Source organism: Rhodanobacter sp. Soil_C_14 (assembly GCF_057657335.1).
Map to the genome: position 1 here is coordinate 308,412 of NZ_JBDGIQ010000004.1, position 13,721 is coordinate 322,132.

Below are 13,721 nucleotides of genomic sequence, written 5' to 3' on the forward strand. Positions count from 1 at the left end.
ACAACTCCGTAGCTGTCGGTGACTGGTGTTGTCGTGCGGCTCAGTCGCCGATGCGCCGCCAGACCGAGATGGGCACGTTGCCGTCCGGACGCGGCGGCACCCGGTAGCTGAGCGTGTCGCCGCGCAACTCGAAGCTGCGGCTCTGCTGCTGTCCCTCCCAGTTGGGAAAGGAGGCGCCTTCGATGCGGAACACCAGATGGTGGTCCGGTTCGACCGCGACCGTGCCGTAGTGCGTGCTCGAGCCCATCACGGCTGCCTGGTATTCCGGCGCGGTCGCCCTGGCCTTGCTCGGGTCGGCAAAGCGGGGGCGGTCGCTGCGGTAGAGCTGCAGCGAGTAATGCCCCGCGTGGTCGATCAGCAGCAGGCCCTTCGGCGCGTCGCCGTAGTCGCGCGAGCGCGAGCCATCCGGATGCAGCACGTCGGCCGCCACCAGGGTCCAGGTTCCGGCCAGCGAGATTTCGCCATGGGTGTCGTTTGCCGGAGTGCCGGCGGAGCAGGCCAGGCCGGGCAGCATGCAGGCGATGGCGGCAAGACGGGAGAAGCGGCGGCGCGGGTTCATGGGGTTTTCCTCTGTCGAATCGGGGGAGGCCACACCGATCGTAGGGTTTGAAAGCCTGCGGAAAAAGCGAATAATTCGAGGCCGACACTTTCGAATTGCTTACCGATGCCGCTCCCCAACCTCGACATGGATGCACTGCGCAGCCTGGTGGCGATCCTGCGCCTGGGCGGCCTGGCCCGTGCCGCGGAGCGGATCAGTCGCTCGCCGTCGGCGATCAGCCAGCAGATGCGCAAGCTGGAAGCTCAACTGGGCGAACCGCTGTTTCGCAAGCAGGGTCGCCGCGTGGTGCTGACCGAGGCGGGCGATCGGGTGCAGGCGTACGCGCGGCGCATCCTGGAGCTCAACGACGAGGCCGTGCATGCGGTGCGTGGTGCGGCGATCGAGGGCACGGTGCGTTTCGGCCTGCCGGGCGATTTCGCCGAGTCATGGTTGCCGGCGGCGCTGGGCCAGTTCCGCCAGGCCTATCCGGCGGTGCGCGCGGACGTGCTGGTCGAACCCAACCGGCGGCTGCTCGAACGGCTCGACCGCGGCGAGCTCGACCTGGTGCTGGCCATGAACCAGGGCGCTCGCGCGGACGCTGAACACATGGCCACGCTGCCGATGAGCTGGATCGGGCCGAAAGGCACGGGCAAGCTCGTGCGGCCCGACAGCGTGCTGGACCTGGCGCTCTATCAGCCGCCGTGCTTCTTTCGCCAGGCCGGCACGGCTGCGCTGGATCGGGCCGGCATCGCGTGGCGACCGGCCTTCGTCACCGCCAGCCTGCACAGCCTGTGGGCGGGCGTGGGCGCGGGGCTGGGCATCACCGTGCGCACGGCCGCCGATCTTCCGTCCACGCTGATGCGCCTGGGCCAGCAGCACGGCCTGCCGCCGCTGCCGGGCGTGGAGCTGTGCCTGCACACCGCTCCCGGCGTGTCGTCGGCAGCGCTGACCCGGCTGCGGCAAGCCGTGATGGAGCAGGCGCAGCTGCACCTGGGCCAGACGGCGAGGAAGGGAAGCGGCCCAGGCGACCGCTGACAAGGTGTCGCCGCTTTGTCGAAATGGCCGGCTCCTGTTCGTCGTGAACAGGAAGGCAGCCACGACTGCGCAACCGGAAGGCATGGCATGAGCGAATACCTGATCTACTTCAACCAGCCGTGGGTCGGCGAGCATTCCGAAGCGTGGTTCGCGACGCGCGGTCCGCTGGCCAGGGCGGTGGTGGAAGAAATGAAGGCGGCCGGAGTCTACCTGTTGGCCGGCGGCCTGGAGGAGGATCCGGACGCGGCCTTCACCGCGGATGCGACCGGCGGCACGTTGAGATTCAGCGACGGGCCCTACGTGCGGAATCCGCAGTTTCTGGGCGGATTCGCCGCGATCGACGTGGCCGACGAGGCAGCGGCGAGGCGATGGGCCGGCAAGCTGGCCGAAGCCTGCGGCTGGCCCCAGGAAGTTCGCCGGTTCAAGTCGTAGTCCGGAAGAAATGCGACGGATGGGACCACCGCATTCTGCCCCTTTCTTGTTTGTGGGAAGCATGAAATGACACGCGCAGTCGATGCCGGGAAGACAAGTGACAAGGTGGCAAAGGTCGGGGCCAGCCGGGTCGCCAGGGCGGAGCCCGTGGTCGCCACAAAGCTGCTGGCGGCCATGACCGGCCGGGCCAGCTCGGCGAAGGCCAGGGAAGGGGACGAGCCGGTTTTTGCCTATATCCGCAGCCTGCCGCAACCGCAACGCGGCATCGCCGAATCCGTCGATGCCCTGGCGGCCAGGACCTTGCCGGACTTGAAGCGCTCGGTGAAGTGGGGCATGGCGTGGTACGGCGTCGGCGATGGCTGGTGCTTCTCGTGCGGCGGTTTCATCGGCCACGTCAAGCTCACCTTCGGCCGCGGCACCTCGCTGCAGCCCGTGCCGCCGGTCAAGCCGATCGGGATGGGCAAGGACTCGCGCGGCGTGGACCTCGCGTCGGTGGAGGAACTCGACGAACACCAGGTCGCCACGTGGATGCAACAGGCCACGGCCATCCCCGGTTTCGGCGGGAAGAAGCGCTGAGAGGTTGCGATTTTTTCAACCTCGAAGCCCGGCCATGGATGGCCGGACGTGGATCGGTCACGCAAGTGACTGATTCAGGTGAGCACGTCCGGGCATGTACCGGACGTGCGATAGAAGAAAACCACAGGAAGTGGTTTTCTTCACAGGCTCTGAATCGTCGGACCGGCGACGTTTCGCTGTGCTTGTCGAGGCCGCTGGTGCCGGCGTGCATGCGGCGGACGCACCTCCTGGCGACAGAACAGACAAGTGCAGCTGCCCCGTGTCCCGCTGGTGATCACCCGGGCCGGAGGATGCGCGGCTGGCCTGAAAGCGGATCGAGTTCGGACCGGGGTGCGGCGGCCGGCGCCGGACGGCGGCAGACCTGTCGTGTCGCGGGATCGACCTCGAACCGTTCTCCGCGTTCGTTCTCGATCAGCAGCTTGCCGCCTTCGACGCGCAGCGAGCGGAACCACACGTCCTGCACGTCGCCTTCCAGCTCGGGACGACGCGGATTTTCGTAGACCTTCAGCCGCCACACTTCGCGATGGGAGGCGTCGCACGCGGCGAGCATGCCGCCGATCTGGCCATCCGTTTCAAGTGCGCCGGAAACCTGGGCATAACGCATGCCCTCGATGAAAACCGGCGGCACGTGCGGAGGAGGCACGCGGCTGGCGCAGGGCTTGGCGTCGTGGGTCATGGCGTCTGCCTCGTGCATCGCTGATCCGGGTAAAGGTAGCGCAAAGGTGTCGGAGCATGAACTCCGCTCGGCATGGCCTGTGACCCTCGGCTACCATCCCTGGCCATGAATCATTCCGCCGACACGGTCCGATGCAGGGCGAAGCTGCTGCGCCCTGCGATTCCGAAAGACGCGAGCTGGGCGTTCGTGGTGCTGCCGACGGCAGCGAGCGCGAAGCTGCCGACACGCAGCATGGTGACGGTGGACGGACTGCTCGACGGCCATCCGTTCCAGGCCACGCTGGAGCCGGACGGACAGGGCAGCCACTGGCTCAAGGTGGAACAGGCTCTGCGGGAAGCCGCCGGGGTCGCCGTGGGTGACACGATCCAGCTGGCGTTCGCACCGGTCGAGGTGGAGCCGGAGCCGAAGCTGCCCGCCGATCTGCGCAAGGCACTCGCCGCCCAGCCCACGGCTCTTGCGTCCTGGAACGACATCACGCCCGTGGCACGTCGGGACTGGATTCACTGGATCAGCTCGGGCAAGAAGGCGGAGACGCGCGAACGACGGATCCGCACGGCCTGCGACATGCTTGCCAGCGGCAAGCGTCGCGCCTGTTGCTTCGATCGCTCGGGCGTCTACAGCAAGGCTTTCAGTGCGCCGAAAGCGGCCGAATGAGGCGTTGGCGCGGCACGGGTTGCGGATGGCCTCGATGCAGCGACGCATCAGGAAGATCCGCCTGCATGCGCGGGAAGGCCGCGGGCTCGACGGTTGCCTCGCGCTGAATTCAGCGCGGCAGCGCGGCCTGGCGTTCCTGCAGGAAACGGCGGACGGCGGGGTCGCTGGCCAGGCCGATCGCCATGTCGAACGCGTCGCGGGCTTCGGGATAGGCATGGGTTCGGGCTAGCAAGGCCGCGCGTGCGGCCCAGTAAGGCTGGTATTGCAGCAGCCGCCCGTCGGCGGCGAGTGTTTCCAGGATATCCAGCGCAGCGGACGGACCTTGCAGTTCGGCGATGGCCAGCGCGCGGTTGAGCGCGACCACCGGTGAGCCGGAGAGCGCAAGCAGCGCATCGTAGATCTGCACTTCGGGCGTCCAGTCGGTGCGCCCGCTGCGGCGGCGCTCGACATGCGCGGACTGCAGCGCGGCTTCGAGTTGATGCCGGCCGATGCGGCCCAGCGTGCTGGCGCGCAACAGCAGTGCTTCCGCCTCGTCGATCATCGCGTTGTCCCACAACGTGACGTCCTGCTCGGCCAGCGGCACGTAGTCGCCCGCCGCGTTGCGGCGTGCACCACATCTGGCCTGCGCGTGCAGCAGGCAGGCCAGCAGACCCAGCGCCTCGGGTTCCTGCGGCAGCAGCCGGGCCACCAGGTCGGCGAGGAACAGCGCTTCGGCCGTGAGATCGCGACGAATCAGGTCGGTGCCGCCGGGATCGCTCCAGCCCTCCGCATAGGCGGCGTAGATCGCATCCAGCACGCCGTCCAGCCGCCCGGCCAGCTCGTCGCGCGCGGGGATGGCAAACGGAATGCCCGCTTCGCGGATCTTCTGTTTCGCCCGTCCCAGGCGTTTGCCCATGGCCTCGGGTGATGCGAGGAACGCCGAGGCGATCGTTTTCGCATCCAGCCCCAGCACGGCCTGCAACATCAGCGGTGCGCGGATGCCTGCGTCGATCGCCGGATGGGCGCAGGCGAACAGCAGCGCGAGGCGCTGGTCGGGGATGGCCTCGTCATCCGCGATCGCCGTTGCGTTGTCGTCGATCTCCGCCAGAAGCTGCAGCTGTGCGGCGACCGCTTCGCCACTGCGACGGCGGCGAATGCCATCGATGCCCTTGCGCCGGGCCACGGTCAGCAACCATGCCTCCGGATTGGCGGGACAGCCGTTGCGCGGCCAGTCCGCCAGCGCGGACGCGAATGCCTCGGACAACGCATCCTCGGCCGCCGCCACGTCGCGCATGGCGGCGGCCAGGAACGCGACCAGCTTGCCGTAGCTGCGACGCGCCACGGCGTCTGCAGTACGGCGTGCCTGTGCCGCAGCTTCCAACTACATGCTCCAGACCGGCCGCACTTCGATCGTGCCGTGGCTGGCCCCGGGGCAGCGCGCGGCCCAGGCCAGCGCTGCGTCCAGGTCCGGCACGTCGATCAGGTAATAGCCGGCCAGTTGTTCCTTGGAGTCCACGTACGGTCCATCCAGCACCTGCGACTTGCCGTCGGCGACGTGCACGGTGGTGGCGGTCGTGCTGTTCTGCAGGCGGTTCGAGCCGACCAGCGCGCCGCCGGTCCTCAGTGCCTGCGTGTAGGCCGCATAGGCGGCGACGCCCTGAGCCTGTTCGGCCGGGGTCATCTGCGACCAGCTGCCCTCGTTTCCATACAGCATCAACAGATATTGCATCGGAGTTCTCCACGGTGAGTGATCGGCGGGCAGTGTGCGCCGCCATTCCCATGACGCGCGAGCTTCGGCGATTTGGACACGTGGCGTCGATTCTCGGCAAAGCTGTCTGTCCACAGGCATGTGCGGCCGTCTGCCGGTCAGGACACGGGATTCAATGCCCGTTTCCGGCGGATGCCTTCCGCTGCTCGCGAGCGGCACGTCGACAGTCATCGTCGGACCGCCAGCCGCTGCGTTCGAGGAAGGCGGCGGCGTTGTTGTTGTCGACATTGAGGATGTCCTGGATGGCGCGCTGCTTGTCCGTGGCCTGCGCGTAATAGGCGCGCACGATGCGGTAACCCACCCAGTAGCCGAGATCGCCCGGCCGCTCGGGCGTGCCGACACCGTTGTAGAGCCAGTCGGACATCCCGGTGCCCATCGCCCCGGTTTCGAAATCGCGTTCGATGCGGCATTCGCTGCCTCGCGTCCATCGCTTCAGATGACTGTTGGTGATCTCGCCGGAAGTCAGCTCGCCGATGAACTCGGCGCCGCCTTCCACCAGCGAGGTGAACAGCAGCGTGGCATCCACCGGCGGATCGACTCCCGCAGCCGGCTGCTGTACGTGCACGTACTCGTGGGCGATCAGGTGGACCAGCCGCTGCACGATGTCCGGGTCCAGCCAGTTCGATCGGCAGACGACTTCCAGGCCGATGGTGACGCCTTCGGGCGTGGTGGTTCCGCCGGTGTTGTTGCGCCCGATGACGATGGTCACCGGTGGCAGGGCGGCCTGCGGGTCCAGCCGGGTCAGTTCGGAGAAGACCTGGCGCAGTTGCTCGCGTGCCGCCGGAAGCATCGGTACGCACTGGCGCGCATCGCGGAAAACCCCGGGTGATTTCCCGATCGCATCGGCGAGCTTCTGCGCGGAAAAGATGCGCGCCTGGACGAACTGCTGCAGTCCCGCCGATCCGCCGTCGAGATAACCAGCCTGCAGCGCTGCAGCCGATGGCGTGCCGTGGGCCTTGTCGTAGACGGCGTAGAAACGCGCGACGTCATCGATCCGCACCACCGGTTGCCCGGGGGCTGTCGATGGTGCGGCCTTCACGGCGGACGTTGCCGGCACGGCGCCGGCAACGACAAAAAGCAGCAATGCAGATATCCATCGGCGCATCGTTAGTCCCGTGGTCTGATGGCCCGGCACGGGCCGTTCCCGAGGGCGAAGACTCGCACGATCTTCCCGTGTCGGCGACCCGACGACGGTGACCCGGCGTCCGTTCCCTGGCGACGCCTCCGCAATGGCAACCGCGACCGCGTTGCTGCCCGCAGGTTTTTGCAGGGGCTGCAGCGGCCGGCAATCCCGCTAGACTCGACTTCCCGCTTCCGTTCTGGAGATGGCTGATGAACCTGCGCCACTGGTCTTCGGTGTTTGCCTGCGTGTTGATGCTTGGCCTGTGCGTCCCGGGACGCGCGGCCGAAGCGCCGCTGCGGGTGATGACGTTCAATGTGCGGGTGCCGGCGGATACCGGCATGAATGCCTGGGAGAACCGCCGCGACCTGATGGTGCAGGTGATCAAGGAGCAGCATCCGGACCTGCTCGGCACCCAGGAACTGACCGAGGAGCAGGGCGAGTATCTTGCCGCGCACCTGCCGGGTTACGCGTGGTTCGGACAGGGGCGCGACGGTGGCACCAAGGGCGAGCACATGGGCGTGTTCTATCGCACGGATCGCCTGACGGTGGAGCACTCCGGCGACTTCTGGCTTTCCGATACGCCGGATGTGCCGGGTAGCCGGACCTGGGGCCAACCGCTTCCCCGCATGGTGACCTGGGCCCGGTTTCACCGGCGCGATGGCGGCGGCAGCTTTGTCTATCTCAACACACACTTCCCGTATCGCGACGAGGATGTGCGACCGCGCATGTTGAGCGCGAAGGAGATCGTGCAGTGGATCGGCAAGCTGCCGGCGGACACGCGGGTGATCCTGGCCGGGGATTTCAACTGCGCACCCGAAACGCCGGTGCACGCCGCGTTGACGCATGACCTGCAGGATGCGTGGATGACGGCAGCGTCGCGCTCCGGCCCGGCGAAGACGTTCCACAATTTCACCGGCAACCCCGACCAGCGCATCGACTGGATACTGAGCCGCGGTTTCAAGGCGATCGCCGTCCACACGATCACCACCCACGACGGCGCACGCTATCCCTCCGATCATTTTCCCGTGATCGCCGAGCTCGGTCGGTAGCGCCACACCGGGCGACTGCTTCGCGAAGGTGGCGCAAATTTTTGCGAAGTGACTGTGCTTTGAACGGAAGGTCGCGCCCGCTCTCCGGCGATTGATCCAAACGGAGTAGGCTCAGCCGCCGACGCATCGCATAGTGATCGCGTCGCCAATTCGTGGCGGCTGCCTGGCGCAACATCGGCGTCATGCTGCCAGCGCGACTTCAAATCAAAACCAGGGGCAAAAGGGAGGCCTTCATGAACCATCGTCGTGCATTGCGTGGCGCGTCCGCGCCAGTCCGTTTTCATCCGCGTCCGCTGGCTGCCGCGTGTGCAGTCGCATTGTTTGCCTTCGCCGGCGCCGGACCTGCCGCCGCGCAGGACACCACGACCCAGCCGCAGGCGGCGCCCGTCAGCACGGCTGCGACGGCGCAGGACGGCAAGGCGAAGCCCGGCGACAAGGCCGGCAAGAAGCCGAAGCAGCCGGTCACGGACATGAGCGGCGTGGTGGTGACCGGCATCGCCAGCAGCATCGCCAGCTCGATGAAGACCAAGGAGGACGCCAACAACATCGTCGAGGCGATTTCCGCCGAGGACATCGGCAAGCTGCCCGACGTCAGCATCGCCGACAGCCTGTCGCGCGTGTCGGGCCTGGCTACCCAGCGCGCCGATGGTCACGCCAACGCGATCGCCATTCGCGGCCTGTCGCCGGATTTTGCCGGCACCACGCTGGACGGGCGCGAACAGGCCACGGTGGGCGAGAACCGTGGCGTGGAATACGACCAGTATCCCGCCGAGCTGATCAACGGCGTGACCATCTACAAGACGCCCGATGCCAGCCTGGTCGGGCAGGGCCTGTCCGGCACCGTGGACCTGCACACGATCAATCCGCTGGATCTGTCCAGGCGCACCTTGGTGTTCAACCTGCGCGGCGAACACAACAGCAACGGCTCGCTGAATCCGGGCACCGGCACCGATACCAACGGCCATCGCGCCAGCTTTTCGTACGTCGACCAGTTCTTCAACCACACGCTGGGTCTCGCGATCGGTGTCGCCACGGTCGACCAGCCGATCCAGGAGAAGCAGTACCAGGCGTGGTGGTGGAGCGCCGACAACGGCAGCGCCGGCATCGACCAGAACTGGGGCGGTCCACACACGCCGGGCATGCCGGACAACGTGATCTCGCAGGAAGGCATGCAGCTGCGCGCGCAGTCGCAGAGCCAGAAGCGCAACGGCCTGATGACCGTGCTGGAGTGGGCGCCGAACGACACCTACTATTCGAAGCTGGACATGTACTACTCGACTTTCACCAAGCGCAAGTTCACCAACGGCGCGCAGTGGTCGAGCAGCCCGTACGACAACGTCGGCTACGACAACGTGCAGACCGTGCCCGGCCAGCCGTTGCCGATCGTCACCGGCGGCACCATTCTCGGCGTCGCGCCGATCCTGCAGAACGAATACACCAAGGAACACGACAAGCTCTACTCGATCGGCTGGAACAACAAGCTGTACCTGGGCGACTGGACGCTGATGGCCGACCTGTCCTCGTCCAGTGCACGAGTGAAGCTGCACGATGCCTACCTGTTCAGCGGACTGGCGAACGGCGCCCTCACCGACGTCGCGTTCAACACGTCCAGTGGCTTCGGCTATCCGGACTTCCGCCCGGTGGCCAACCTGGCCGACCCCGGCACGATGGTGTTCACCGATCCGGACAACTACGGCTACAACGGTCGCGAGGAGCTGGACCGCCAGGACGACACCATCCACGCGCTGCGCCTGCAGGCCAGCCATGCGGTGGGCTGGATCTTCAGCGACATGGATTTCGGCGTGGCTTATTCGGATCGCACCAAGACCAAGCATGCCGACGTGCTGTTCGCTTACCTCGACGGCAACGGTTCGACCCAGGACACCTACCAGAACCACTTCAGCGCGCCGGTCGATCCCTCGCTGCTGTACAACCCCACGTCGCTGGGCTACGGCGGCATTTCCGGCATCCTCAACTACAACGTGCTGGGCGCGCTGTATGGCAACCAGTTCTACCGGGTGCCCAAGAACGGGCAGGGTGACTGGAGCCGCAACTACTCCGTCGAGGAGAAGGTGCCGCTGGCCTACGTGAAGTTCAACATCGACACGCGCCTGGGCGACATCCCGCTGCGCGGCAACGTGGGCGTGCAGTTCGTGCATACCGACCAGTCGTCGCGGGCGTTGCAGACCAATGGCGACAGCCTGGTCGGCAGCATCCGGGATGGCGCGACGTACAACAACGTGTTGCCCAGCCTGAACCTGGTGGCCGAGATCGGCGAGCGGCAGTACCTGCGCTTCGGTCTGGCCAAGACCATGGCACGTGGTCGCATCGACGACGAGAAGGTGTCCACCTCGGCCGGCGTCTCGAAGATCACCGACGGTCCCGGCGCGGGCCAGGTGCTGTGGTCGGGCAGCGGCGGCAACCCGCAGCTGCGCCCGTACGTGGCGGTCGGCACCGACCTGTCGTGGGAGAAGTATTTCGGCAACGCCAGCTACGTGGCCGCGGCGGTGTTCCACAAGAACCTGCTCAACTACATCTACAACCAGACCGTGCTGGACTACGACTTCTCCAATTACACCAACGACACGCCGACCCTGGTGCCGACCAGCAACATCGGTTCGTTCACCACGCCGGAAAACGGCACCGGCGGCAAGATGGATGGCCTGGAGCTTTCCGGTGCGCTGGAAGGCGGCCTGCTGGCGCATGCGCTGGAAGGGTTTGGTGCGCAGGCGAACTTCTCGCTGACCAACAGCTCGATTCCGCTGTCGTCGATTTCGTCCGTTCCGGGTGGCCCGAAAACCCTGCCCGGTCTGTCGCGCAAGGTGGCGAACCTGGCGCTGTTCTACGAGCGCTACGGCTTCTCGGTGCGCGTGGCGGAACGTTATCGCTCGTCGTTCACCGGCGAGGCGGTGGCCCTGTTCGACCAGCTGGGCTACACGAAGATCCTGGCCAACCGGCAGACCGACCTGCAACTGGGCTACGCGTTCAGCAGCGGACGCTGGAATGGACTGTCGCTGCTGCTGCAAGTCAACAACCTCACCAACTCGTCGGATTCCTCGGTGCAGGTCGCCACCTTGCCAAACAATGTGCCGATGACCCGGCCGCTGGAATACGACACCTGGGGGCGCACGGTCCTGTTTGGCATCAACTACAAGTTGTAGGCTGGGCCGGCAAAACCGGACAGCTCTCCCCGACGTCATTCCCGCATGGGCGGGAATGACGATTGGAAGCGGTGGTGGTTCGAGGTTCGCACGGGTACGTGGCGCACGGGCTTGGCATCGCGCGCAGGTTTGATGATTTGAGTGAGAGTTCCGATGATCGGTAGCCGGTGGGCGGGTCTGGCTTGCGCCAGCGTGGTGATGTTGATGGCAGGCCGTGGAGCGGTGGCAGCGCAGACGGCTTCGCCCGGGGTGGGCAAGCCGACGCACTACACCGACTGGCCGCACATCGCCTCGCCCCGGAAGACCGACCCGCAGCTCGATGCCCGGGTGCGCGACATCGTGGCGCGGATGAGCCTGGCGCAGAAGATCGGCCAGATGACCCAGGCGGAGATCAAGTCGATCACGCCCGACCAGGTGCGCCAGTTCTACATCGGCTCGGTGCTCAACGGCGGCGGCTCGTGGCCGCAGGGCAACAAGCACGCCGGCACGGCGGACTGGCTGGCGCTGGCGGATCGCTACTACGACGCGTCGATGGCGGTCGATGCGCCGGTGAAGGTGCCGCTCATCTGGGGCACGGACGCGGTGCACGGCCACAGCAACGTGTTCGGCGCCACGCTGTTCCCCCACAACATCGGCCTGGGCGCGGCGCATGACCCGGAGCTGATCCGGCAGATCGGCGCGGCCACCGCGCGCGCCGTGCGCGCCACCGGTATCGACTGGGCCTTCGCACCCACGCTGGCGGTGGCGCAGAACGCGCGCTGGGGCCGCACCTACGAAAGTTTTTCCAGCGACGGTCCGCTGGTGCATGCCTACGCTCGCGCCTACGTCGACGGCTTGCAGGGGCATTTCGGCGACGCCAACGTGCTGGCCACCGCCAAGCACTTCATCGGTGATGGCGCCACCGCCAACGGCACCGACCAGGGCGTGGCGAAAGTGAGCCGACGCGACATGATCAACGTGCACGGCGCGGGCTATGTCGGCGCGCTGGAAGCGGGCGTGCTCAGCGTGATGGCGTCGTACAACAGCTGGGACGACGCGGTCGACGGGGTCAACTACGGCAAGATGAGCGGCGCCCATGCGCTGCTGACCGGCGCGCTGAAAGAGAAGATGGTCTTCCCCGGTTTCATCGTGTCCGACTGGAACGCGATCGGCCAGCTGCCCGGCTGCAGCAATGCCAGTTGTCCCCAGGCGATCAAGGCCGGCATCGACATGGTGATGGTGCCCGACGACTGGCGTGCCTTCATCGCCAGCACCACGCGCCAGGTGCAGGACGGCGAGATCCCGATGGCGCGCATCGATGATGCGGTGAGCCGCATCGTGCGCGCCAAGCTGGTGATGGGCGCGTTCGACAAGCGTCCGTCGCAGCGCGCGGGGGCCGGCGACGCGAGCCGCCTGCAGGATCGGGCGCTGGCGCGCCGCGCGGTGCGCGAGTCGCTGGTGCTGCTGAAGAACAACCACGACGCGCTGCCGCTCAGGCGCGGCAGCAGGGTGCTGGTGGTCGGCAAGAGCGCCGACACCATCGCCAACCAGGTCGGCGGCTGGTCGCTGACCTGGCAGGGCACCGACAACGGCAACGCCGACTTCCCCAACGCGACCAGCGTGCTGGCCGGCATCCGCGCGGCCGACGGCGCGGCGAACGTCAGCTACCGCGCCACGGCCGACGGCGTGGATCCCGGGACGTTCGACGCGATCATCGCGGTGATCGGCGAAACCCCGTACGCGGAAACCATGGGCGACATCCTTCCCTCGGCCACGCTGCGCCATGGCGATCGTCACCCCGAGGATCTGGCCGTGCTGAAATCGGCGGCGGCGTCGGGCAAGCCGGTGGTGACGGTGTTCCTGTCCGGACGTCCGCTTTTCGTCAACGCGCTGCTCAACCATTCCGACGCTTTCGTGGCCGGCTGGCTGCCTGGCTCGGAAGGCGAAGGCATCGCCGACCTGCTGTTCGCCGACGGGCAGGGCAAGCCCGCGTTCGATTTCACCGGCACGCTGTCGATGCCGTGGCCGGGCGTGCCGTGCCCGTACGCGGGCGACGACCAGGCGGCGAACTGGCTGTTCGGGCGTGGCTACGGCCTGCACTATCGCGCCCACCACGAGCTGCCGGCGCTGCCGCTGCATGCCGAGGTCATGACTTGCGCCAGCAGCTCAACACTGCCGATCTTCCACACGCTGGCGCAGTCGCCCTTTGCGCTGTACCTGGGCGCGGGCCGTGACGGCAAGAAGGTGCAGGCGGTGGGCGCTGATCTGAATGCGGTGATCGAGTGGCCTGCGGACCAGCCTGTTTTCAGCCTGCGCACGGTGCAGGTCAACACGCAGCAGGATGCGAAGTCGATCACCTGGCACGGGCCCGGCCGGTTCTTCGCGCAGAGTCCGCAGCCGACCGATCTGATGCCGCTGCTGGCCACCCATGCCGCGTTGCAGTTCGACCTGGTGATCGGCACGCCGGCACGTGGTCCGGTCACGATCTACATGGGCTGCGGCGAGGGCTGCACGCGGACGGTGGATGTCAGCGCGATGTTCGCAGCGTACAAGACGGGCCAGCGGCATGCGGTGTCCATCCCGTTGCAGTGCTTCATCCGGCCCGGCGCGGACCTTGCCCATGTCGACGTGCCGTTCGGCGTGCTCGCCGCGCCACCGTTCTCGGCCGCGTTCGCGAATGTGCGGATCGCGGCGGGCAGCGCCGGCGCCGCAGAGGCGATCTGTCCCGGGACGGTGGCGCGATGAGCGCCG

General features: G+C 67.1%; 12 protein-coding genes. 7 read left to right on the plus strand and 5 right to left on the minus strand.

The features are described 5' to 3' along the window. Positions 1–40 precede the first annotated feature (40 nt). Positions 41–559 (minus strand): lipocalin-like domain-containing protein, encoded by a 519-nt coding sequence (locus tag AC3A56_RS12055; protein ID WP_487770480.1) that lies wholly within the window; start codon positions 557–559, stop codon positions 41–43. Between the two features lie 105 nt (positions 560–664). On the opposite strand from AC3A56_RS12055, the gene AC3A56_RS12060 reads away from it, so the two are divergent. From AC3A56_RS12060 to AC3A56_RS12070, 3 genes are all read left to right on the plus strand, one after another. Beyond that, entirely contained in the window at positions 665–1,573 is a 909-nt protein-coding gene (locus AC3A56_RS12060) for a LysR substrate-binding domain-containing protein (protein ID WP_487770481.1), read from the plus strand. 87 nt (positions 1,574–1,660) lie between these two features. Continuing rightward, a complete protein-coding gene (locus AC3A56_RS12065; RefSeq protein ID WP_204108966.1) occupies positions 1,661–2,005 on the plus strand; it encodes a YciI family protein in 345 nt (114 codons plus the stop codon). A gap of 147 nt (positions 2,006–2,152) precedes the next feature. Further along, positions 2,153–2,581, plus strand: a complete 429-nt coding sequence (locus AC3A56_RS12070) for a DUF1801 domain-containing protein (RefSeq protein ID WP_487770482.1) — start codon at positions 2,153–2,155, stop codon at positions 2,579–2,581. Between the two features lie 274 nt (positions 2,582–2,855). Here the strand turns inward: AC3A56_RS12070 and AC3A56_RS12075 are convergent, their stop codons facing one another. Beyond that, positions 2,856–3,185: a hypothetical protein gene (locus tag AC3A56_RS12075; RefSeq protein WP_487770483.1), complete on the minus strand. Its 330-nt coding sequence runs from the start codon at positions 3,183–3,185 to the stop codon at positions 2,856–2,858. A gap of 177 nt (positions 3,186–3,362) precedes the next feature. Between AC3A56_RS12075 and AC3A56_RS12080 the strand changes: the two genes are divergently transcribed. Then, positions 3,363–3,911: a YdeI/OmpD-associated family protein gene (locus AC3A56_RS12080; RefSeq protein WP_487770484.1), complete on the plus strand. Its 549-nt coding sequence runs from the start codon at positions 3,363–3,365 to the stop codon at positions 3,909–3,911. Between the two features lie 109 nt (positions 3,912–4,020). On the opposite strand, the gene AC3A56_RS12085 is transcribed toward AC3A56_RS12080, so the two are convergent. The 3 genes from AC3A56_RS12085 to AC3A56_RS12095 form a co-directional block, all read right to left on the minus strand. Beyond that, positions 4,021–5,232, minus strand: a complete 1,212-nt coding sequence (locus AC3A56_RS12085; protein WP_487770485.1) for an RNA polymerase sigma factor — start codon at positions 5,230–5,232, stop codon at positions 4,021–4,023. Between the two features lie 39 nt (positions 5,233–5,271). Then, the gene (locus AC3A56_RS12090; RefSeq protein WP_487770486.1) at positions 5,272–5,619 is read right to left on the minus strand and encodes a YciI family protein; all 348 of its coding nucleotides are present in this window, start codon (positions 5,617–5,619) and stop codon (positions 5,272–5,274) included. A 151-nt stretch (positions 5,620–5,770) separates the two neighbouring features. Next, on the minus strand, positions 5,771–6,742 hold the full coding sequence (locus tag AC3A56_RS12095) for a DUF2268 domain-containing putative Zn-dependent protease (RefSeq protein ID WP_487770487.1): 972 nt from the start codon (positions 6,740–6,742) through the stop codon (positions 5,771–5,773). A 248-nt stretch (positions 6,743–6,990) separates the two neighbouring features. Between AC3A56_RS12095 and AC3A56_RS12100 the strand changes: the two genes are divergently transcribed. The 3 genes from AC3A56_RS12100 to AC3A56_RS12110 all read left to right on the plus strand — a co-directional run bounded on the left by AC3A56_RS12100 (position 6,991) and on the right by AC3A56_RS12110 (position 13,715). Then, entirely contained in the window at positions 6,991–7,830 is an 840-nt protein-coding gene (locus AC3A56_RS12100; protein WP_487770488.1) for an endonuclease/exonuclease/phosphatase family protein, read from the plus strand. A gap of 233 nt (positions 7,831–8,063) precedes the next feature. Continuing rightward, a complete protein-coding gene (locus AC3A56_RS12105) occupies positions 8,064–10,991 on the plus strand; it encodes a TonB-dependent receptor (RefSeq protein ID WP_487770489.1) in 2,928 nt (975 codons plus the stop codon). A gap of 204 nt (positions 10,992–11,195) precedes the next feature. Further along, positions 11,196–13,715, plus strand: coding sequence for a glycoside hydrolase family 3 protein (locus tag AC3A56_RS12110; RefSeq protein WP_487770490.1), 2,520 nt, complete (start codon positions 11,196–11,198; stop codon positions 13,713–13,715). The last annotated feature ends 6 nt before the right edge of the window (positions 13,716–13,721 follow it).

Coding starts and splice junctions, on each gene's coding strand:
- AC3A56_RS12100 (WP_487770488.1), top strand. CDS start 6,991: ATGAACCTGCGCCACTGGTCTTCGGTGTTTGCCTGCGTGTTGATGCTT.
- AC3A56_RS12105 (WP_487770489.1), top strand. CDS start 8,064: ATGAACCATCGTCGTGCATTGCGTGGCGCGTCCGCGCCAGTCCGTTTT.
- AC3A56_RS12075 (WP_487770483.1), bottom strand. CDS start 3,185: ATGCGTTATGCCCAGGTTTCCGGCGCACTTGAAACGGATGGCCAGATC.
- AC3A56_RS12090 (WP_487770486.1), bottom strand. CDS start 5,619: ATGCAATATCTGTTGATGCTGTATGGAAACGAGGGCAGCTGGTCGCAG.
- AC3A56_RS12065 (WP_204108966.1), top strand. CDS start 1,661: ATGAGCGAATACCTGATCTACTTCAACCAGCCGTGGGTCGGCGAGCAT.
- AC3A56_RS12110 (WP_487770490.1), top strand. CDS start 11,196: ATGGCAGGCCGTGGAGCGGTGGCAGCGCAGACGGCTTCGCCCGGGGTG.
- AC3A56_RS12080 (WP_487770484.1), top strand. CDS start 3,363: ATGAATCATTCCGCCGACACGGTCCGATGCAGGGCGAAGCTGCTGCGC.
- AC3A56_RS12055 (WP_487770480.1), bottom strand. CDS start 559: ATGAACCCGCGCCGCCGCTTCTCCCGTCTTGCCGCCATCGCCTGCATG.
- AC3A56_RS12060 (WP_487770481.1), top strand. CDS start 665: ATGCCGCTCCCCAACCTCGACATGGATGCACTGCGCAGCCTGGTGGCG.